General features: G+C 66.4%; 16 protein-coding genes and 4 pseudogenes. 5 read left to right on the top strand and 15 right to left on the bottom strand.

What is annotated here, in order from left to right; genetic code table 11:
- Positions 1-9 precede the first annotated feature (9 nt).
- From BTH_RS24195 to BTH_RS24180, 4 genes are all read right to left on the bottom strand, one after another.
- Positions 10-303: a hypothetical protein gene (locus BTH_RS24195; RefSeq protein WP_223297054.1), complete on the bottom strand. Its 294-nt coding sequence runs from the start codon at positions 301-303 to the stop codon at positions 10-12.
- 2 nt (positions 304-305) lie between these two features.
- The gene (locus BTH_RS24190; RefSeq protein ID WP_025369360.1) at positions 306-566 is read right to left on the bottom strand and encodes a hypothetical protein; all 261 of its coding nucleotides are present in this window, start codon (positions 564-566) and stop codon (positions 306-308) included.
- Positions 567-686: 120 nt separating this feature from the next.
- Complete coding sequence (locus BTH_RS24185) at positions 687-872, bottom strand: hypothetical protein (RefSeq protein WP_009891055.1); 186 nt, start codon at positions 870-872, stop codon at positions 687-689.
- 81 nt (positions 873-953) lie between these two features.
- Entirely contained in the window at positions 954-1853 is a 900-nt protein-coding gene (locus BTH_RS24180) for a rolling circle replication-associated protein (protein ID WP_009891053.1), read from the bottom strand.
- Between the two features lie 257 nt (positions 1854-2110).
- Between BTH_RS24180 and BTH_RS24175 the strand changes: the two are divergent.
- Positions 2111-2677: pseudogene (locus BTH_RS24175) on the top strand (IS5 family transposase); the annotation flags it as partial.
- 111 nt (positions 2678-2788) lie between these two features.
- Positions 2789-3502: pseudogene (locus BTH_RS24170) on the top strand (IS256 family transposase); the annotation flags it as partial.
- 37 nt (positions 3503-3539) lie between these two features.
- On the opposite strand, the gene BTH_RS24165 reads toward BTH_RS24170, so the two are convergent.
- Complete coding sequence (locus BTH_RS24165; protein WP_011402335.1) at positions 3540-4808, bottom strand: IS256 family transposase; 1269 nt, start codon at positions 4806-4808, stop codon at positions 3540-3542.
- Between the two features lie 56 nt (positions 4809-4864).
- On the opposite strand from BTH_RS24165, the pseudogene BTH_RS24160 reads away from it, so the two are divergent.
- Positions 4865-5434, top strand: a pseudogene (locus BTH_RS24160) (IS256 family transposase); the annotation flags it as partial.
- A 43-nt stretch (positions 5435-5477) separates the two neighbouring features.
- Here the strand turns inward: BTH_RS24160 and BTH_RS32020 are convergent.
- The 9 genes and pseudogenes from BTH_RS32020 to xylA form a co-directional block, all read right to left on the bottom strand.
- Positions 5478-5693: pseudogene (locus tag BTH_RS32020) on the bottom strand (transposase); the annotation flags it as partial.
- 146 nt (positions 5694-5839) lie between these two features.
- A complete protein-coding gene (yjfF, locus tag BTH_RS24155; protein WP_011402332.1) occupies positions 5840-6919 on the bottom strand; it encodes a galactofuranose ABC transporter, permease protein YjfF in 1080 nt (359 codons plus the stop codon).
- Entirely contained in the window at positions 6916-7956 is a 1041-nt protein-coding gene (locus BTH_RS24150; protein ID WP_009891042.1) for an ABC transporter permease, read from the bottom strand. Before BTH_RS24150 ends, yjfF begins: the two co-directional genes overlap by 4 nt.
- A complete protein-coding gene (locus BTH_RS24145; RefSeq protein WP_009891040.1) occupies positions 7953-9461 on the bottom strand; it encodes a sugar ABC transporter ATP-binding protein in 1509 nt (502 codons plus the stop codon). Before BTH_RS24145 ends, BTH_RS24150 begins: the two co-directional genes overlap by 4 nt.
- Before the next feature lie 70 nt (positions 9462-9531).
- Positions 9532-10494, bottom strand: coding sequence for an ABC transporter substrate-binding protein (locus BTH_RS24140; protein WP_009891038.1), 963 nt, complete (start codon positions 10492-10494; stop codon positions 9532-9534).
- Between the two features lie 240 nt (positions 10495-10734).
- Entirely contained in the window at positions 10735-11934 is a 1200-nt protein-coding gene (locus BTH_RS24135) for a sugar ABC transporter permease (RefSeq protein ID WP_009891036.1), read from the bottom strand.
- Entirely contained in the window at positions 11931-13490 is a 1560-nt protein-coding gene (gene xylG / locus BTH_RS24130; protein ID WP_009891034.1) for a D-xylose ABC transporter ATP-binding protein, read from the bottom strand. The genes BTH_RS24135 and xylG overlap by 4 nt, the downstream gene beginning before the upstream one ends.
- A gap of 61 nt (positions 13491-13551) precedes the next feature.
- Positions 13552-14580, bottom strand: coding sequence for a D-xylose ABC transporter substrate-binding protein (xylF, locus tag BTH_RS24125; protein WP_011402331.1), 1029 nt, complete (start codon positions 14578-14580; stop codon positions 13552-13554).
- A 226-nt stretch (positions 14581-14806) separates the two neighbouring features.
- On the bottom strand, positions 14807-16129 hold the full coding sequence (gene xylA, locus BTH_RS24120) for a xylose isomerase (protein ID WP_009891030.1): 1323 nt from the start codon (positions 16127-16129) through the stop codon (positions 14807-14809).
- Between the two features lie 270 nt (positions 16130-16399).
- Here xylA and BTH_RS24115 point away from each other — a divergent pair, with 270 nt between their 5' ends.
- The gene (locus BTH_RS24115) at positions 16400-17593 is read left to right on the top strand and encodes a XylR family transcriptional regulator (protein WP_009891029.1); all 1194 of its coding nucleotides are present in this window, start codon (positions 16400-16402) and stop codon (positions 17591-17593) included.
- Between the two features lie 29 nt (positions 17594-17622).
- A complete protein-coding gene (locus tag BTH_RS24110) occupies positions 17623-18720 on the top strand; it encodes an aldose epimerase family protein (RefSeq protein WP_025369357.1) in 1098 nt (365 codons plus the stop codon).
- An 85-nt stretch (positions 18721-18805) separates the two neighbouring features.
- On the opposite strand, the gene BTH_RS24105 is transcribed toward BTH_RS24110, so the two are convergent.
- Complete coding sequence (locus BTH_RS24105; RefSeq protein ID WP_025369356.1) at positions 18806-19978, bottom strand: iron-dependent methanol dehydrogenase; 1173 nt, start codon at positions 19976-19978, stop codon at positions 18806-18808.
- Between the last annotated feature and the right edge of the window lie 387 nt (positions 19979-20365).

Genomic DNA, 20365 nt, shown 5'->3' with positions numbered 1-20365 from the left:
GATATTATGTCAAATATCGCACGTAGACTGACTGCGACGATTCGGGCAATCAAAGCAGCCCTGTCCCTGACAATCATGCGTCCGGCAACAGCGTAGCAAGCCCAAAATCATCTCCTCCGACACGCCTGCCATGAGCAGGCGTTTTTTATGCTCGGCAATCTTGTAATACACGCGCCGTCGCTTCGCGTCATGGATTCCGCGCCGAGTATTGCGGATCACCCAGTAGAGATTCCTGATATCCCGAGCCACGTCGGCCAGCTCTTGCGCCGACAGATACGGCCGTTCCAGCAATTCAAGCTGCATCTTCAATTCCCACGACTCGGACGCCGGAACAGTCGATTCGCTCCACACACAACCGCTACTGCCACAATCAGCGACACCAGCAACGACGAAACCAGATAAACATCCTCGACGCCCTCGTCACCGTACGCCCCGAAAAACCCCGCAAAACGGACCAAGGCGTTTGTAGCCCACGGTGCGAACTGGATCGATCCGGCCACCTTGGCGAGCGCCAACGTAACCGCCAGCGTCGTCGCCACGTTAAACACGATTCGAGACGTTTTCATCTAACATCGACCGTACCATATGCGTGCCCGGCGAAACCGGGCACGCTGATTATGGGCGTTGCCTTGAGGGCGGCTCGAAGCTTTACGAAGTCCTGCTGATTCACCAGAGTGACGCAGCCTTCACTCAAGCCCCTCGGCCCGACCCGGCGTTCCAGCAATGTACGAATCCAGCCGCGCACGATCCAGTTCGAGCGACAAGGCGTCAGCGAAAACCGCCGCCGCGTATTCATCAACAGATTGGCCCGACCGATGCGCCGCTGTCATGATGGCGATTTCCAGCTCGGCGGGTAAAGTCACCGTAAGCATATGCTTCCCCTAATTTTGGTTGACCTATTGTAAGACCTTCTCGGGCGCCGAGAGTACTTCGCGCCAGTTCGTGTCACTCAGTCAGCCCTCAACGTTCCCCGTCGCCATCCAGAACACCCCCACTCCCTGATTCCAATAGAACTGCGCCCCGTCGCACGTCGCGCCGTTCTCAAGCACGCACCGATGCGCAGCCACAACCGCATCCATCGCGCCCGCCTCCGAGCCCAAGTGCGCATAGGTCGTCGTCTCCGGCACAACAATGCCCTTGCTCGTCCGATATCGCTTCTTATTGAACGTCGACGCGTCCGCATCCTTGCCAACATACTTTGTGATGTACGTCGCAATCCGATGCCGCATTGCCCGCCCCTTGCCGCCGATCCGCCGAAAAAAGCCGTTCTTGCCGAAGCCACGCGTGCTGTCATTCACCGCGCCGTCAGTACCCGCCTTGCTGATCACCGAGAGCCAGATCGAGCGCAACAGCTTCCAGTTCTGCCGACCGCTCACGGCCACGTGGATATGCCACGCGCCGCGCTGCTGACGTTCGAGCACTGCCACGTAATGGAAATCCTGCAACTTGTTCAGCCGTCGCCGGAACTCATCCCACCACTTCGCCCACACTTCGATCCGGGTCTCGTTCGCCCGTGTCGAGAGCGTCAACATACGATCGGCGCGGATCGCCTTGCAGCGCTTACGAATCATCCGCTTCGATCGCTCGATCGACGTACGAAGCGACTTGTCCGACTTCGCGGCTACATCGTCTTCCGTCTCGCCCTCCAGAGCCACACGCTTCCCACGAAGGCCACGCGGCCGCAAGCGCAGCTCGTGAAAGTGGCGCTGCACGGCCACGCTGAACGCTACAACTTCCTGCTGCCCGTCTTCGAAACGTTGTGTGCGCACGATGTATTCATCGCTGAACGGCGAATAGTCCGAGCACTGGACCGCCGACGCGCCGTCAAGGCGTGAGTGATTCAGCGCCTGCATCGAACCGGCTTCGTTCAGCAGACTTTGGAACGAACGCGCTTCCTGTCCTACAATGGCTGCATCCACGTTGGATACCTCGTATATCCGATGTTGATCTCGGCCCGGGATCGCTGCGAACGATCGCCGGGCTTTTCTTTTTCTCACGCCTGTTCCGGGCGTCAACGTGAGCTATTTCCGTTAAGGCAATGCTGATCAAGTCCACCACTTATGGCTGTCATGCGTTATAGCGTGGACATGCGACGGTAAAAGCAAAAACGATGAAACAACTGACACCGGCGATGGCGGTCGATCAATGCGCGGGATTCAGAGCACAGCGCAAACCTACGCGACGTGAGGCTTTTCTCGATGAGATGAACAGGCTCGTGCCGTGGGCCGAACTGTGCGTGGTGGTCGAGCCGTATTACCCGAAACGCGGCAACGGTCGGCCGCCAATCGCGCTGGAGAGCATGTTGCGAATTCATTTTGTGCAGCACTGGTTCAACCTTGCCGACCTTGCGTGTGAAGAGGCGCTGTACGACAGCCTCAGCCTGCGCCGTTTTGTGGGCATTGACCTGGGCAGCGAAACCGTTCCGGACGCGACGACGCTGCTCAAATTCCGGCACCTGCTGGAAGAGCACAAACTGGGCGAGCGAATCTTCGCAGAGGTCGGCCGGGTGTTGCAGGCACGCGGAGCAAAGCTCAAGAGCGGCACGATTGTGGATGCCACGCTGATCGGCGCGCCTTCTTCGACGAAGAACAGGGAGAAAGCGCGGGACCCTGAAATGCATCAGACGCGTAAAGGCCAGCAGTGGTATTTCGGCATGAAGATTCATGTCGGCGTGGATATACGATTCGACGCACCTCGGGCGGATAGGCAAAGAAGGGAATCACCTGTTCCGAGCCTGTCAGATTTTTAGTGTGCTGAGGTCATGAGACGATAACGGAACTAACGTCCTATGACCGATGCAACAGTGAGCAAGAAGAGCAAGAATCCGAAGGCACCAAAGCTGTTTCCCGATGAGCTGATCGATCAGTTGCTTGCCCAGGTTCAGGGCAAGGATGCCGAGTCGATCCTGGGCGAATCGGGGCTGGCCGGCCAGCTCAAGAAGCAACTGGCCGAGCGCATGCTCGCGGCCGAGTTGAGCCACCATCTGGCAGCCGAGACCGAGCAAGGCAGGGCCGGTAACCACCGCAACGGCACCAGCGCCAAGACGGTCCTGACGCCCAACGGCGAACTGAAGCTGGATATTCCGCGCGATCGACAGGCGACGTTTGAGCCGCAGTTGGTTGGCAAGTACCAACGCCGGCTGCCAGGCTTCGACGACCACGTGATCAGCATGTATGCGCGCGGCATGAGCGTTCGCGAGATTCAGGGCCATCTGCTGGAACTGTACGGGTTGCAGGTGTCGCCCGACCTGATTTCGACGGTCACCGACGAGGTGCTGGCCGACGTCGAACAGTGGCAGCAGCGCCCGCTCGAGGCCATGTATCCGATTGTGTACTTCGACGCGCTGCGGCTGAAGATCCGCGACGAAGGCACGGTCAAGAACAAGGCGGTCTATCTGGCGCTGGGCATCCGCGCCGAGGGCCGCAAGGAAGTACTGGGTTTGTGGATCGAGCAAACCGAAGGCGCCAAGTTCTGGCTGAAGGTCTTCAACGAGCTGAGGACGTGTCAGGAATTTCGTGTGCTGAGGCCGGTTAAAGGTCTCAGTTGATGGCGGAGGTGAATCGCTCGCCGAACAGAATGGCGAACTGATTAACTGCTTGCCGCCAAGTGATAGGCGGCATCTTCCAATCCTTTTCGATGTTGCGCAAGGCCAGATACAGCAGTTTGCTGTCGGCTTCGTCGCTCGGGAAGTGGCCGCGGTTCTTGACGATCTTGCGCAACTGCATGTGCATGCTCTCGATAGCGTTTGTCGTATATACGATTCGACGCACCTCCGGCGGATAGGCAAAGAAGGGAATCACCTGTTCCCATTGGCGCTGCCACATGGCCGCGACGGTAGGGAATTTGCGGCCCCACTCGCTCTGCGCAAAGGCGTCGAGCGCCGCTGCCGCCGCCTCGGCCGTGGCGGCCTGGTAGATCGGCTTGATCGCGGCAGCCAGCGGCTTGCGATCCTTCCAGCTCGCCAGATTCAGCGAATTGCGGATCAGATGCACGATGCAGGTCTGGATTTGGGCGGCCGGATAGACCGCCTCGATCGCTTCGGGGAAGCCGCGCAACCCATCGACCACCGCGATCAGGATGTCGTGCAAGCCGCGGTTCTTCAGCTCGTTGAAGACCTTCAGCCAGAACTTGGCGCCTTCGGTTTGCTCGATCCACAAACCCAGTACTTCCTTGCGGCCCTCGGCGCGGATGCCCAGCGCCAGATAGACCGCCTTGTTCTTGACCGTGCCTTCGTCGCGGATCTTCAGCCGCAGCGCGTCGAAGTACACAATCGGATACATGGCTTCGAGCGGGCGCTGCTGCCACTGTTCGACGTCGGCCAGCACCTCGTCGGTGACCGTCGAAATCAGGTCGGGCGACACCTGCAACCCGTACAGTTCCAGCAGATGGCCCTGAATCTCGCGAACGCTCATGCCGCGCGCATACATGCTGATCACGTGGTCGTCGAAGCCTGGCAGCCGGCGTTGGTACTTGCCAACCAACTGCGGCTCAAACGTCGCCTGTCGATCGCGCGGAATATCCAGCTTCAGTTCGCCGTTGGGCGTCAGGACCGTCTTGGCGCTGGTGCCGTTGCGGTGGTTACCGGCCCTGCCTTGCTCGGTCTCGGCTGCCGGATGGTGGCTCAACTCGGCCGCGAGCATGCGCTCGGCCAGTTGCTTCTTGAGCTGGCCGGCCAGCCCCGATTCGCCCAGGATCGACTCGGCATCCTTGCCCTGAACCTGGGCAAGCAACTGATCGATCAGCTCATCGGGAAACAGCTTTGGTGCCTTCGGATTCTTGCTCTTCTTGCTCACTGTTGCATCGGTCATAGGACGTTAATTCCGTTATCGTCTCATGACCTCAGCACACTAAAAATCTGACAGGCTCCGAGCTGAAGAACCGCGGCTTGCACGACATCCTGATCGCGGTGGTCGATGGGTTGCGCGGCTTCCCCGAAGCGATCGAGGCGGTCTATCCGGCCGCCCAAATCCAGACCTGCATCGTGCATCTGATCCGCAATTCGCTGAATCTGGCGAGCTGGAAGGATCGCAAGCCGCTGGCTGCCGCGATCAAGCCGATCTACCAGGCCGCCACGGCCGAGGCGGCGGCAGCGGCGCTCGACGCCTTTGCGCAGAGCGAGTGGGGCCGCAAATTCCCTACCGTCGCGGCCATGTGGCAGCGCCAATGGGAACAGGTGATTCCCTTCTTTGCCTATCCGCCGGAGGTGCGTCGAATCGTATATACGACAAACGCTATCGAGAGCATGCACATGCAGTTGCGCAAGATCGTCAAGAACCGCGGCCACTTCCCGAGCGACGAAGCCGACAGCAAACTGCTGTATCTGGCCTTGCGCAACATCGAAAAGGATTGGAAGATGCCGCCTATCACTTGGCGGCAAGCAGTTAATCAGTTCGCCATTCTGTTCGGCGAGCGATTCACCTCCGCCATCAACTGAGACCTTTAACCGGCCTCAGCACACGAAATTCCTGACACGTCCTCTGTTCCCATTGGCGCTGCCACATGGCCGCGACGGTAGGGAATTTGCGACCCCATTCGCTCTGCGCAAAAGCGTCGAGCGCCGCTGCTGCCGCCTCGGCCGAGGCGGCCTGGTAGATGGGCTTGATCGCGGCAGCCAGCGGCTTGCGGTCCTTCCAGCTCGCCCGATTCAGCGAATTGCGGATCAGATGCACGATGCAGGTCTGGATCTGGGCGGCATCGCGATCAGTCGCGTTTACACGGCTTGATCAGCATTGCCCTAAGATCGGCGCGGCAATGGGCACTGTGTCCAGCCGAATTGAGCGCCGACGGTGTCCGCCACGAACGATGTTGCCGTTCGCGAGCGCGGACCCACCTCTCCGTCTCAGCGCCGTATCCGCGTCGCCTCGACGCTCCACGCTTGCATTGAAACATCGGGGACGGCCCGCGCCCCGCCCGTCTCCGCCGCGCCCCGCTTCATTCCCGTGCGCCGCCGCGCCGCGTGCCGCTCGATGACCCGCTGCAACACGCAGAACACGCACAGCAGCGCGCCGATCACGATCCGCGTCCACCACGAGCTCAACGTTCCGTCGAACGTGATCAGCACCTGGATCGTGCCGAGTATGCCGACGCCGAACACCGAGCCGATCACGTACCCGACGCCGCCCGTGAGCAACGTGCCGCCGATCACGGTCGCCGCGATCGCGTCGAGCTCCATGCCCTGTGCCTGCAGCCCGTAGCCCGACAGCACGTACAGCGTGAACACGACGCCGCCGAGCGCGGAGCAGAAACCGCTCAGCGCATAGACGCCGACCTTCGTGCGCGCGACCGGCAGCCCCATCAGCAGCGCCGAGCGCTCGTTGCCGCCGACCGCGTAGACGTTGCGACCGAAACGCGTGAAATGCGCGACGTAGATCGCGGCGGCCAGCGTCGCGAGCGCGATCAGCGCGCCCGCGCTCAGCGCGCCGCCGGCGATCGGCACGCTGAGCGCCGCGATCGCGCTGAAGGTCGGCTCGTCGATCGTGATCGACTGCGTCGTGATGAGAAAGCACGCGCCGCGCGCGAGAAACATGCCGGCCAGCGTGACGATGAACGGCTGCAGCCGGAAGAAATGAATCAGTGCGCCCATCGCCGCGCCGTACAGCGCGCCGAACGCGAGCACGAGCGGCACGATGATCCATGCGGGCCAGTGCAGCCGCTCGGCGCCCACCGCGCAGAAGATCGTCGTCAGCGCGACGACCGAACCGACCGATAGGTCGATGCCGCCCGACACGATCACGAATGTCATCCCGATCGCGACGATCAGCAAGAACGCATTGTCGACGAGAAGCCCCGTCAGCACCTGCATCGAGAAAAATCCCGCGTACCTCACGGACCCGAATCCGAACAGCGCGGCGAACAGCATGATCGTCACGACAATCGGCAGCGCGCGCGGGTCGGCGAGCCGGCCAAGGCGCTTCTTCATCGCGGGGTCGCTCCCGTGGTTGCGCGCGAGCGCGCGAAGGCCGTCAGCCGCGACGCGCACCGCGCGACGAGCGCGCGCGCCGCGTCCGCCTGGATCAGCGTCACGACGATCACGACGGCGGCTTTCACGACGAGCGTCGCCTCCGGCGGCACGCCGATCGAATACGTCGTGTAGGTCAGCGTCTGGATGATCAGCGCGCCGAGCACGGTGCCCGCGAGGCTGAAGCGGCCGCCGAGCAGCGACGTGCCGCCGAGCGTCACCGCGAGGATCGCGTCGAGCTCGAGCAGCAGGCCCGCGTTGTTGCCGTCGGCGCTGCGCACGTTCGAGCTCGCGAGGACCCCGGCGATCGCGGCCATCACGCCCGAGCACAGATAGACGCTGAATACGACCGCGCCGGATCGCAGCCCGACAAGCCGCGTCGCGACCGGGTTCACGCCGATCGCGCGAATGAACAGGCCGAGCGCCGTGCGATCGACGAGCAGCGCCGTTGCGGCGATCGTCGCGATCGCGATCCATGCCGAGCACGGCACCGTCGCGAGATAGCCGCCGCCGAGCGCGAGGTAGCCGGGCGCGCCGATCGGAATGATCTGGCCGCCCGTCAGCAATTGCGCGACGCCGCGGCCGGCGACCATCAGGATCAGCGTCGCGATGATCGGCTGCATCCCGACGAACGCGACGAGCGCGCCGTTCCACGCGCCCGCGAGGACGCCGACGCCCGCCGCGGCGGCGAGCGCCGCGCCGATGCGCGACGGGTCCGCGTCGAGCACGATCGCCGCAGCCGCGCCGGCGATCGCGACGATCGCGCCGACCGATATGTCGATCCCGCGTGTCGCGATCACGAGCGTCATCCCGAGCGACACGATCACGAGCGGCGCCGCACGGTTCAGGATGTCGATCGGCGCGCCGAACAAATGACCGTCGAGCAGCTTGATCGACAGGAATCCCGGGCGATGCGCGACGTCGAGCGCGAACAGCAGCGCGAGCGTCAGCGCCGGCCATACGAGCGGGTGGCGCAGCAGTGTCCGCATTCGCGTCATGACTCGCCTCCCGCGATCAGCCGGTAGATCCGCTCCTCCGATACGTCGTCGCCCGCAAGTTCCGCGACCTTGCGCCGGTCGCGCAGCACCGCGATCCGGTGGCTCACGCGCACCACCTCGCCGATCTCCGACGAGATGAACAGGATCGCGAGCCCTTTCGCGCACAGCGCGAGCACGCGCTCCATGATGTCGAATTTCGCGGCGACGTCGATCCCGCGCGTCGGCTCGTCGAGAATCAGCAGCTTCGGGGCCGTCGCGAGCCAGCGCGCGAGCAGCACCTTCTGCTGGTTGCCGCCCGACAGCAGGCCGATCGGCTGCTCCGCGTCGCGCGCCTTGATGTCGAGCCGCTCGATGTACGCGTCGGCGATCTCGCGCTGGCGCGCGCGGCCGATCAGTCGCCACCAGCCGCGCCGCGCCTGCAGCGCGAGAACGATGTTCTCGCGGATCGACAGCGCGGCGACGATCCCCTCTTTCTTGCGGTCTTCCGGGCAGTAAGCGATCCCGCGCCTGAGCGCGTCGCGCGGCGACGCAAGCCGCGCGCGCGCGCCGTCGATCTCGATCGCGCCGGTGTCCGTGCGCTCCGCCGCGAACGCGAGTCGCGCGGTTTCCGTGCGGCCGGAGCCGAGCAGGCCGGCGAGGCCGAGGATCTCGCCCGGCCGCATGTCGAGATCGAACGGATGCATCATCCCGCGCCGGCCGACGCGTTGCATCGACAGGAACGGCGCGCGCGCGCCGGGCTCGCGCGCGAGCGCCCCCGCCCGCAGCGTGTCGGACATCCGCTCGCGTCCCGTCATTTTCGCGACGAGCGTGTCGACCGGCAGGTCGCGCGCGAGATACTCGCCTTCGCGCTCGCCGTTGCGCATCACGGTGATCCGGTCGGAGACCGCATAGGTCTGCTCGAGAAAATGCGTGACGAACAGGATCGCGATCCCCGACGCCTTCAGCCGGCGCAACACGTCGAACAGCCGCTCGACCTCGCCGTCGTCGAGGCTCGACGTCGGTTCGTCGAGAATCAGCACGCGCGCGTCGACCGACACGGCCCGCGCGATCGCGACCATCTGCTGCACCGCGATCGGATAGGCGTCGAGCGAGCGCGTGACGTCGATCGACAGCTTCAGATCGGCGAGCGCGTCGCGCGCGCGCGCATGGATCGTCTTCCAGTCGATCGCGCCGCGCTTCATCGGCTGCCGGCCGGCGAAGACGTTCTCGGCGACCGACAGGTTCGGGCACAGATTCACTTCCTGGTAGAGCGTCCGGATGCCCGCCGCCTCGGCTTCGCGCGGCGCGGCGAAGCGCACGGGCCGGCCGCCGACGCGGATCTCGCCGGCGTCGTGCGCCTGCACGCCGGTCAGCACGTTGATCAGCGTCGACTTGCCCGCGCCGTTCTGCCCCATCAGCGCGTGGATCTCGCCCGGAAACAGGCGAAAGCACACGCGCCGCAGCGCGCGGACGCCCGGAAATGCCTTGTCGATGTCGATCATCTCGACTGCCGGCGAATGCGTCATGCGCGCTCCTGCGAAAAAGATGTCGAACGGCGGGATGTCGACCGGCGCGATGCCGCCCGCGCCGCGTGCCTCAGTATTTGCGCGTCGGCAGCACTTGCGCGGCGACGCTCATCGGAAACACCGTCTCGTCGGTCACGATGCGCTTGGGCAGCGGCTTGCCGGCGACCACCTCCTTCACCGCGCTCATCAACTGGGGGCCGAGCAGCGGACTGCATTCGACGTCGACGTTGATCTTGCCCGCGACCATCGCCTGGAAGCCGCCCTTCGTCGCATCGAACGACACGACGCTCACGTCCTTGCCCGGCTTCATCCCCGCCTCCTCCATCGCCTGGATCGCGCCGAGCGCCATGTCGTCGTTGTGCGCGTACACGACGTTGATTCGCTTGCCGTAGGTCTTCGCGAACGCTTCCATCACCTGCTTGCCGCCGGCGAGCGTGAAATCGCCGCTTTGCGATGCGATGATCTTGAATTTCGGATTGTTCCGGATCACTTCGAGCAGGCCCGCGCGGCGATCGTTGGCCGGCGCGGAGCCGACCGTGCCCTGCAGCTCGACGATGTTGATCGGGCCCGCATCGTTCCTGTAGCGCTCCTCGAGCCAGCGGCCCGCGCGCCGGCCTTCCTCGAGGAAGTCGGAGCCGATCATCGTCACGTACAGCGAAGGGTCCTTCACGTCGACCGCGCGATCGGTCAGGATCACCGGAATGTGGGCCGCCTTCGCTTCGCTGAGCACGGGTTCCCAGCCGGATTCGACGACGGGCGAGAACGCGATCACGTCGACCTTCTGCGCGATGAACGAGCGGATCGCGCGAATCTGGTTCTCCTGCTTTTGCTGTGCGTCCGAGAACTTCAGGTTGATGCCGGCGTCCTTCGCCGCGCTCTTCACCGAAACGCTGTTCGCGGTGCGCCACGCGCTCTCCGCGCCGACTTGCGAAAACCCGAGCGTGATCGGCTTTTGCTGCGCGAAAGCGCCGGGGGCCAGCCACGTCGTCGCGGCAACGATCGCGCCGGCCGCAAGCGTCCTGATGCATGTCATGGTCGTCTCCAATGATGTTGTCGTTCGCCGCGGCGCCGGCTCTCTCGCTGTTCTGTTTTTCCGTGACGCGAGCGCGGTTCGGGGTTGCGCCGCCGGCGGCGCCGGCCGATCGGATGTGCGCAGACCCCGGATCAGTCTAGGGACAAGGCCGATAACCGCCCAATGAAAATTTGGATTCGGCCGATATCCTTATCGGCATGGGTATAAAAACCCCGGCGCGCAACAGGCGTGCCGGCGGCGTCACCGCCGGTTCGACCGCGACGCCACGTCGATCCACACCGCGAGCACCAGCACCCCGCCCTTGACGATCATCTGCCAGTACGCGTCGACGTCCAGCATCGACATGCCGTTGTCGAGGCTCGCCATCACGAGCGCTCCGATCAGCGCGCCATAAACGGTGCCGGACCCGCCGCGCATCGACGTGCCGCCGATGAAGCACGCGGCGATCGCGTCGAGCTCGCCCATCGCGCCCGCCGACGGCGAGCCGGCGGCAAGCCGCGCGGTGTTGACGAGGCCCGCGAACGCGCACATCAGCCCCATCAGCGCGAAGATCGCGAGCTTCACGCGGTCCGTGTCGATGCCCGAGAGGCGCGTCGCCTCGAGGTTCGAGCCGACCGCATAGATGCGCCGGCCGAACACGGTCTGCGTCGCGACCCATGAAAACGCGCCGAGCAGCGCGAGCAGCAGCAGCACGGGCACCGGAATGCCGCCGTAGCGGTCGAGCGTCGCGACGAACGCGAACAGTACCGCGCCCGCGCCGGCGATTTTCGCGACGTCCTGCCACGGCGGCGCGACCGCGAGCCGGTAGCGCCGCCGGTTGCCGCGCTGCCGCACGACGAGCAGCACGACGAACGCGAACAGCGCGAGCGCGAGCGCGTCGCCGGCCGCGCGCGGCAGATAGCCCTGCCCGATGAACACGAAGCCGTCCGATACCGGCGCGATCGTCGAGCCGCCCGTCACGCCGAGCAGTATCCCGCGGAACGCGAGCATCCCGCCGAGGCCGACGATGAACGACGGCACGCGCCGGTAGGTCGACCACCAGCCGTTGAAGAGCCCGATCGCCACGCCGAGCGCGAGCACCGCCGGCACCGTCGCGGCGACCGGCCAGCGGCGGTTCGCGTCGAGGATCGCCGCGACGCCGCCGAGCAGCCCGAGCAGCGAGCCGACCGACAGATCGATCTCGCCCGCGATGATCACGAACACCATCCCGCACGCGAGCATGCCGGTGATCGACATTTGCCGCAGCAGGTTCGACACGTTGCGCGGCGTGACGAACGCGCCGTCGGTCAGCACCGAGAAGAACGCCCAGATCGCCGCGACCGCGAGCAGCAGCGCGAGGACCTTGTAGCGCGCGAACAGCCGGCGCGACGGCAGGCCGCGAGCGCGGCGGCCGCGGGCTGCGCGCGCACGCGCCGGGGCGGAAGACAGTTCGGTATTCATGTCGCACTCGCTGCGGTGGGTTCGGCGCGGCGCCGCCGGCTCTTCAGCGCGGCGGCGAGGATCTGTTCCTGCGTGAGCCCGTCGTTGACGAAATCGCCGCACACTTCGCCTTCGCCGATCACGAGCACGCGGTCGGCAAGGCCGAGCACCTCGGCCAGCTCCGACGACACGACGACGAGCGCGACGCCGCGCCTGGCGAGCGCGAACACGAGCCGGTAGATCTCGGCCTTCGCGCCGACGTCGACGCCGCGCGTCGGCTCGTCGAGGATCAGCACCTGCGGATCGGTCAGCAGCATCTTCGTGAGCACCGCCTTCTGCTGATTGCCGCCGGACAGGCCCGCGATCGGCAGAAATGGGTGCGCCGCGCGCACCGACAGCCGCTGCATCCCGGCGCGGATCGCGTCGAGCTCGGCCGCCGCGTCGATCCGCCCGCGCGTCGCGAAGCGCTGCAGCACCGACAGCGTGATGTTGTGGCCGACGCCCAGCTGCGGGACGATCCCGTGCCGCTTGCGGTCCTCGGGCACCATCGCGATGCCCGCGCGGATCGCGTCGGCGGGCGAGCGGATCGCGAGCGGCCGGCCGTTCATCAGCACGCTCGCCGCGCACGCTCCCGGATACGCGCCGAAGATCGCCTGCATCAGTTCGGTGCGGCCCGCGCCGACGAGCCCCGCGACGCCGAGGATCTCGCCGCGCCGCACGCTGAACGACACGTCGTCGACACGCTTGCGGCGCGGGTTCGTCACGTCGTGACAGGTCACGTTGCGCGCCTCCAGCACGACGTCGCCGATCTCGTGCGGCTCGCGCGGATACAGGTTGCGGATCTCCCGGCCGACCATCATCGCGATGATCCGCTCGGTGCTCAGCGCGCGCATCGGCTCCGTCGCGACATGGCGCCCATCGCGGATCACGGTGACGGTGTCGCACACGGCCTCGACCTCCTCGAGCTTGTGCGAGATGTAGACGCACGCGACGCCGCGCCGCTTCAGGTCGCGCACGATGTCGAGCAGGCCCTGCGTCTCCGCCGCGGTCAGCGACGACGACGGCTCGTCGAGAATCAGCAGCTTCGCGCGCTTGTTCAGCGCCTTCGCGATCTCGATCAGTTGCTGGTGCCCGCCGCCGTAATCCATCACCGGCCGCGCGACGTTGATCGCATCGATCCGCAGCTCGCGCAGCAGTTCGTGCGCGCGCCGGACCATCGCCGCGTAATGCATGCGGCCGCCGGGCAGCGTGATCTCGTTGCCGAGGAAGATGTTCTCCGCGACCGACAGCTCGGGCACGAGCATCAGTTCCTGGTGGATGATCACGATGCCCGCGCGCTCGGTGTCGCGCACGCCGGACGCGACGAGCGGCGCGCCCTCCCAATGGATCTCGCCGTCCCACGTGCCGTGCGGATGGACGCCCGAGAGCACTTTCATCAGCGTCGACTTGCCTGCGCCGTTCTCGCCGCACAGGCCCACGCACTCGCCGGGCCGCACGGTCAGGTCGATGCCGTCGAGCGCCTTCACGCCGTCGAAATCCTTGACGATGCCGCGCATCGTCAGCAAGGGTTCGGTCATACGTTCATGCCTCGCAGTGTGCGCGCGGCCCGAGCCGAGGCCGGCCGCGCGCGAGTCGCCGTTACTGGCCCGCCAGTTGCGCCTGCGTGTAGAAGCCGTCCTTCACGACGACGTCGACGTTGCGCTTGGTCAGCAGCGTCGGCTGCAGCAGCACCGTATCGACCTTCTTCTTGCCGTTGTCGTATTGCGCGTTGTACGCGGGCTTCGTGCCTTTCGCGAGATCCACGGCGAGCCTCGCGGCTTCGCTTGCGATCAGCTTCAGCGGTTTATAGACAGTCATCGTCTGCGTGCCGGCGATCACGCGCCTGAGCGCGGCGAGATCCGCGTCCTGCCCCGACACCGGCACCTTGCCCGCGAGATGCTGCGCGGCCAGCGCCTGGATCGCGCCGCCCGCGGTGCCGTCGTTCGATGCGACGATCGCGTCGATCCTGTTGTCGTTCGCGGTCAGCGCATCCTCGACGATGCGCAGCGCGGTCGACGCGCTCCATTCGGGCACCCACTGCTGGCCGACGATCCGGATGTCGCCGCGGTCGATCGCGGGCTTGAGCACCTTCAACTGTCCTTCGCGCAGCATCTTCGCGTTGTTGTCGGTGGGCGCGCCGCCGAGCAGGAAGTAGTTGCCCTTCGGCTTCGCGTCGTAGACGCCCCGCGCCTGCAGCTCGCCGACCTTCACGTTGTCGAACGAGATGTACGCGTCGACGTCGGCGTCGAGGATCAGCCGGTCGTACGACACGATCTTGATGCCCGCCCTCTTCGCTTCGGCGACGACGTTGCCGAGCGTCTTCGAATTGAACGGCACGATCACGATCACGTCGACGCCTCGCGAGATCAGGTTTTCGATCTGCGAGATCTGCCGCTCCTCGCTCGCGTCCGCCGACTGCACCGACACCTTCGCGCCGAGCTTCGTCGCGGCCGCGACGAAATAATCGCGGTCGCGCGACCAGCGTTCCACGCGAAGGTCGTCGATGCAAAAGCCGATCTCCGGCTTGTCCTTGCTCGCGTGCGCGAGCGGCGCGGCGAGCGCCAGCGCCGCCAGCGCCGCGGCGCCGGCAAGCGAACTCAATACGGTACGACGCGTGACGGATCTCATGTCTGCTCTCCTCTCTTGTTGGACGAACGCACGAAACGGCGGGCAGCAACCGGCATGCGCCGCCCGTGTCAGCGCGCGGCGCTGCGCCGCGCGGCCGGAATCGGCCATCAGGGGCCATCAGCGGCCAGGCGAATCCTGCGGCGGCCGGCCGGTGCGGCGCGGGCTGCGCCTGCGGGTTCGAGCCCGCGGAACGCCGGCGGCCGGGGCGAGCCCGGCGAACCTCGAATCAGCGCAACGCGTAGATCGCCTGGTTCACGATGTTCTCGAGCCGCTCCTGCGCGCCGCTTGCGTGCTGCGGGTTCACGCCGCGCGCGAGCGCGTCGGCCGCGAGCGACTGCAGCGAATAACCGCCCGCGAGTATCTTGCGGCCGAACTCCGAATCCCATTGCGCGTAGCGGCGCCGGCGCAGCGCGTCGAGCCGGTCGTTCTCCACCAGCACGGCCGCGCGCTCGAGCGCGAGCGCGAGCACGTCGATCGCGCCGATATGGCCGTGAAACAGGTCCTCCGGATCGACGCTCTGGCGCCGTACCTTCGCGTCGAAGTTCATGCCGCCCGTCGTGAAACCGCCGTGGCGCAGGATCTCGTAGAACGCGAGCGTCAGCTCCTCGACGCTGTTCGGGAACTGGTCGGTGTCCCAGCCGTTCTGCGGATCGCCGCGGTTCGCGTCGACGCTGCCGAACACGCCGAGCGCGAACGCGTTCGCGATCTCGTGATGGAACGAATGGCCGGCGAGCGTCGCGTGGTTCGCCTCGATGTTCACGCGGATCTCGTTCTGCAATCCGTATTGCGTGAGCAAGCCGTGCACGGTCGCGACGTCGTAGTCGTACTGGTGCTTCGTCGGCTCCTGCGGTTTCGGCTCGATCAGCAGCGCGCCGGTGAAGCCGATCCGGTGCTTGTGCTCGACGACCATCGCCAGAAACCTGGCCAATTGCTCGCGCTCGCGCGCGAGATCCGTGTTGAGCAGCGTCTCGTACCCTTCCCGGCCGCCCCACAGCACGTAGTTCTCGCCGCCGAGCCGGTGCGTCGCGTCGAGCGCGTGGCACACCTGGGTCGCCGCCCACGCGAACGCATCGGGATTCGGGCTCGTCGCCGCGCCGGCCGCGAAGCGCGGATGCGAGAACAGGTTCGCGGTGCCCCACAGCAGCCGCACGCCGCTCGCCTGCTGGTGCTCGCCGAGGTAGTCGACCATCCGCGCGAAGTTCTCGACGTACTCGTGCAGGTTCGCCCCTTCCGGCGCGACGTCGGTGTCGTGAAACGTATAGAACGGCGTGCCGAGCTTCGTGAAGAACGCGAACGCCGCATCGGCCTTCTGCCGCGCGCGCTCGAGCGGCTCGCCCGGCTGCTGCCACGGCCGCCGCAACGCGCCCTGGCCGAACACGTCTTGCCCCGGCCACACGAACGTGTGCCAATAGCAGACGGCGATCCGCAGGTGCTCCTCGAGCGTCTTGCCGAGCACCCGCTTCGTGCGGTCGTAATGCCGGTACGCGAGCGGATTGTCCGATTGCGGGCCTTCGTAGCGAATCGCGGGAATGTGTTCGAAATACGACATGGCGTCTCCATTCAGGACCGGTCTTGTTGCGGCGCAACGCGCGTCGCCGTGACGTGCGGGGCCGAATTCGGTCTGGCTGGATCGTGCTCGCGCGCCCTCGCGCCGGCAATTGCGAAATTGCGCAGCGCGCGTAACGTTTCTTGCCAGCCTCACGCGCGCGGCGCGCATCCCGTCCTACAATGGCCGCAGCCCGACGGCCGCGCGGCATCGCCCGCGCCCCGTCGGAAACACCGGCACGGCGCCGCCCGCGGCGCACGCCTCGAGATCGAGATGAACCGCGCCCCTTCCGCCCAGACGCCGCACCGCATCGCGCTGCTGTTCAATGCAAACAAGGTCTACGACCGCGAGATCATCAGCGGCATCGGCGATTACCTGCGCTCGACGCGCGTCGCGTGGGACCTGTTCCTCGAAGACGACTTCCGCTGCCGGCTCGCCGGCATCGAGCGCTTCGACGGCGACGGCATCATCGCGGACTTCGACGACCCGGCCGTCGCCGCCGCGCTCGCCGGCTCGCCGCTGCCGATCGTCGCCGTCGGCTCGTCGTACGAAGACCCGGCGCAGTACCCGGACGGCCTGCCGTACATCGCGACCGACAACGCGAAGCTCGTGTCGCTGGCCTACACACATCTGATCGCCGCGGGGCTGCCGCGCTTCGCGATGTACAGCCTGCCCGTCGCGCAGCACAACCGCTGGGCCGAACAGCGCGAACGCGCGTTCGACAGGCTCGCGCGCGCGGACGGGCTCGATGCGCCGATCTACCGCGGGCTGTCGACGAGCGCGTCGGCGTGGAATCACGCGATCGAGCAACTGGTGGCCTGGCTGCATGCGCTGCCGAAGCCGATCGGCGTGATCGCCGTGACCGACGCGCGCGCGCGGCATCTGTTGCAGGCGTGCCTGATCGCCGGCATCCCGGTGCCCGAGCAGGTGGCGATCGTCGGCATCGACAACGATCCGCTCACGCGCACGCTCACGCGCATTCCGCTTTCGTCGGTGATCCAGGGCACCGAGGAGATGGGCCGCACCGCCGCGCATCTGCTGCATCAGATGCTGGGCGGCGCGCGTTTTCCGGGGCGGCGCATCCTCGTGCCGCCCGTCGGGATCAACGTGCTCGAATCGACGCGCCACCTGCCGCTCGCGAGTCCGCACGTGATGCGCGCGCGCCATTTCATCCGCCAGTACGCGTGCCAGCGCATCAAGACCGAGCAGGTGGCCGACTACGTCGGCGTGTCGCGCTCGCTGCTCGAGGAGCACTTTCGCCGTGAGCTGCAGCGCACCGTGCACCAGGAAATCCTGCGCCACAAACTCGAAGCGGCGCAGGCGCTGCTCGCGGGCCGCAACGCGTCGAGCGCCGAGGTGGCAATCCGCTGCGGGTTCACGTCGCTGCAGTACATGCACGCGGTGTTCCGCCGCGAACTCGGCTGCACGCCGCGCGAATATCAGGAACGCGCCGCGTCCGCGCGGTGAAGACGACCGTCCACGAACCGATTCTCCCCATGCACATCGACCCCGACACTCGCACTTCTCGCCTTGCTCCCGGCCCTGCCCGCGTGCCGTCCGAGCCGTGGGGCACGCTGCCCGGCGGCGATCCGGTGCGCCGCTACACGCTGCGCAATGCCGACGGCGTGCGCGTCGTCGTCAGCGATCTCGGCGCGACGGTCGTGTCGTGGCTCGCGCCCGACCGCACCGGCAGCTTCGCCGACATCGTGCTCGCGCACGACGCGCCGGCCGATTACGTCGAATCGGCGGCCTACCTCGGCGCGACGATCGGCCGCTGGGCGAACCGCATCGCGGGCGCGCGCTTCACGCTCGACGGCGTCGAACACGCGCTGGATCGCAACGAGAACGGCAATCTGCTGCACGGCGGCGCGAGCGGCTTTCACCGCGCGCGCTGGGAAGTCATCGACGACTGCGGCGGCCTTGTGCTGCGGCTCGAGTCGCCCGAAGGCGACGCGGGCTTCCCCGGCAACGTGACGGTGCAGGTGCGCTACACGCTCGACGACGACGGCACGCTGACGATCGATTACACCGGCGCGACCGACGCGCCCACGCCGCTCAACCTGACGAATCACAGTTATTTCAACCTGAGCGGACGCCCGGGCGGCGACATACGCGGCCATCTGTTGACGATCGACGCCGACGCGTTCCTCGAGGTCGACGATGCGCTGATCCCGACGGGCGCCGCCGGCGTGACCGGCACCGCCTTCGATTTTCGGCACTGCGCGCCGCTTGGCGCGCGGCTCGACTGGCCGCACGCGCAGCTCGCGCGGGCGGGCGGCTTCGACCACTGTTACGTGCTGAGCGGCGCCGGGATGCGAGGCGTTCGGCCCGTCGCGTGTGTGTACGATCCCGAGAGCGGGCGCGAATTGACGGTATCGACCGACCAGCCGGGGCTGCAATGCTACACGGGCAATCATCTGCACGGGCTGCGCGTGCGCGACGGCGCGCGCTGCGTGCGCCACGCGGCGCTGTGCCTCGAGGCCGGCGGGTTTCCGAATCAGATCAACATGGCCGGCCTGAGCGATGGCGTCGTGTTGCGGCCCGGGGGCACGTATCGGCAGACGACGAAGTATCGGGTCGGCGTGCGTGCGTAACTTCCGCCCTGTCACGCCCAGCGAATGCTGCCCCGTGCTCGCGTCGCCCGCCCCCCCGGCGCGCGCTACGGCGTGACGATCGCGCTCACATCGCCGCCGCGAAGATCGCGATGACCTGCGCGAGCGTCGCCTTGCGCGGATTGGTCAGCATGCACGCGTCCTTCTGCGCGTTGCTCGCCATCACCTCGTGATCTTCGGCCTTGACGCCCAGCGCGGCCAGGCCGGCGGGGATGCCGATCGAGGCGCTGAGCCCGCGGATCGCCGCAATGGCCGCCCGGGCGGCGTCGACGGTGCTCGATCCGGCCGTATTGACGCCGAGGAGCGACGCGATGGTGGCGAACCGTTCGGGCGCGGCAATCAGGTTGAACTCGCACACGTGCGGCAGCAGGATCGCGTTGCAGACCCCGTGCGGCAGGTTGTAGAACCCGCCGAGCTGGTGCGCCATCGCATGCACGTAGCCGAGCGACGCGTTGTTGAACGCCATCCCGGCGAGGTACTGCGCGTAGCACATGGCCGCGCGCGCCTCCATCGATTCGCCGTTCGCGACGGCCTTCGGCAGCCATTCGCCGATCAGCGCGATGGCCTTTTCGGCGCAGGCGTCGGTGATCGGCGTCGCGGCGGTGGAAACGTAGGCCTCCACCGCGTGGGTGAGCGCGTCCATGCCTGTCGCGGCCGTCAGCGCGGGCGGCATCGCCACCATCAGGCACGGATCGTCGATCGCGATGAGCGGCGTGCAGCGCCAGTCGACGATCGCCATTTTGACGTGATTGCTGGAGTTCGTGATGATGCAGAATCGCGTCATCTCCGCGGCCGTGCCCGCCGTCGTGTTGATCGAAATCAACGGCGTCATCGGCACCGTCGATTTGTCGATCCCTTCATAGTCGCGGATATGCCCGCCTCCGGCCGTGACGAGCCCGATGCCTTTCGCGCAGTCGTGCGACGACCCACCGCCGAGCGATACGATGAAGTCGCATCCCTCGCGCTGAAAGCGCTCGACGCCGTCGTGCACGTTGACGTCGGTCGGGTTGGGCTCCGCGCCCGCGAAGATCACGGCCTGAAGCCCCGCGTCGCGGATATGGCCCGCGACGATCTCGGACAGCCCCATCTTGTGCAGCCCCGCGTCGGTCACGATCAGCGCCTTTTTCGCGCCCAGCGATTTGGCGCGCACGCCCGTCTCTCGCGCGCAGCCCGGGCCGATCAAGGTCACGCAGGGAATGAAGAAACTGTCGGTGCGCTGCGCGATGTTCAGATAGCTCATGTCGTCTCCTGGTTGTGTCAGTGCGTCTCGTGTGAAATCGCCTGTCTGTCCGGGAAACGAAAACGCACGAACCGTACCATCCCGCGAAAACGCCGTGCTTTCATGAACGGCCGATTGGATAGCGCGCATCGCCTGTTCGAATTCGGCACACGCTGCTCCGTTTCGGAGCGATCGAGCGCGGCGTCGCTTGCGTCGCCGCGCATCGCCGAGCGCCGCCGACGCGGGCCGCGCTGCGCCGTGCGGCGTCCGATTTTGCCGGTCCTCGCCCCGGCCGGACAGGCGCGCCGAATCCCCGCGCCGGCCCGCCGCCGACGCGAACGCCCGCGCGCTACTGATCGCCGCATGGCGGCACACGGGGAGGATCGCGACGGACACCACGGCCCGCGC

The organism is Burkholderia thailandensis E264, from assembly GCF_000012365.1.
In the GTDB taxonomy this organism is placed as follows: Bacteria; Pseudomonadota; Gammaproteobacteria; order Burkholderiales; family Burkholderiaceae; genus Burkholderia; species Burkholderia thailandensis.
This window is presented reverse-complemented; position numbering and strand designations above follow the sequence as displayed.

Bases quoted from the DNA above. Each gene is read 5' to 3' on its own strand.
- BTH_RS24115 (WP_009891029.1), top strand. From the start codon at position 16,400: ATGAACCGCGCCCCTTCCGCCCAGACGCCGCACCGCATCGCGCTGCTG.
- BTH_RS24195 (WP_223297054.1), bottom strand. From the start codon at position 303: ATGCAGCTTGAATTGCTGGAACGGCCGTATCTGTCGGCGCAAGAGCTG.
- BTH_RS24165 (WP_011402335.1), bottom strand. From the start codon at position 4,808: ATGACCGATGCAACAGTGAGCAAGAAGAGCAAGAATCCGAAGGCACCA.
- BTH_RS24105 (WP_025369356.1), bottom strand. From the start codon at position 19,978: ATGAGCTATCTGAACATCGCGCAGCGCACCGACAGTTTCTTCATTCCC.
- BTH_RS24110 (WP_025369357.1), top strand. From the start codon at position 17,623: ATGCACATCGACCCCGACACTCGCACTTCTCGCCTTGCTCCCGGCCCT.
- BTH_RS24185 (WP_009891055.1), bottom strand. From the start codon at position 872: ATGCTTACGGTGACTTTACCCGCCGAGCTGGAAATCGCCATCATGACA.
- xylA (WP_009891030.1), bottom strand. From the start codon at position 16,129: ATGTCGTATTTCGAACACATTCCCGCGATTCGCTACGAAGGCCCGCAA.
- BTH_RS24150 (WP_009891042.1), bottom strand. From the start codon at position 7,956: ATGACGCGAATGCGGACACTGCTGCGCCACCCGCTCGTATGGCCGGCG.
- BTH_RS24145 (WP_009891040.1), bottom strand. From the start codon at position 9,461: ATGACGCATTCGCCGGCAGTCGAGATGATCGACATCGACAAGGCATTT.
- xylG (WP_009891034.1), bottom strand. From the start codon at position 13,490: ATGACCGAACCCTTGCTGACGATGCGCGGCATCGTCAAGGATTTCGAC.
- BTH_RS24190 (WP_025369360.1), bottom strand. From the start codon at position 566: ATGAAAACGTCTCGAATCGTGTTTAACGTGGCGACGACGCTGGCGGTT.
- xylF (WP_011402331.1), bottom strand. From the start codon at position 14,580: ATGAGATCCGTCACGCGTCGTACCGTATTGAGTTCGCTTGCCGGCGCC.
- BTH_RS24135 (WP_009891036.1), bottom strand. From the start codon at position 11,934: ATGAATACCGAACTGTCTTCCGCCCCGGCGCGTGCGCGCGCAGCCCGC.
- BTH_RS24140 (WP_009891038.1), bottom strand. From the start codon at position 10,494: ATGACATGCATCAGGACGCTTGCGGCCGGCGCGATCGTTGCCGCGACG.
- yjfF (WP_011402332.1), bottom strand. From the start codon at position 6,919: ATGAAGAAGCGCCTTGGCCGGCTCGCCGACCCGCGCGCGCTGCCGATT.
- BTH_RS24180 (WP_009891053.1), bottom strand. From the start codon at position 1,853: ATGCAGGCGCTGAATCACTCACGCCTTGACGGCGCGTCGGCGGTCCAG.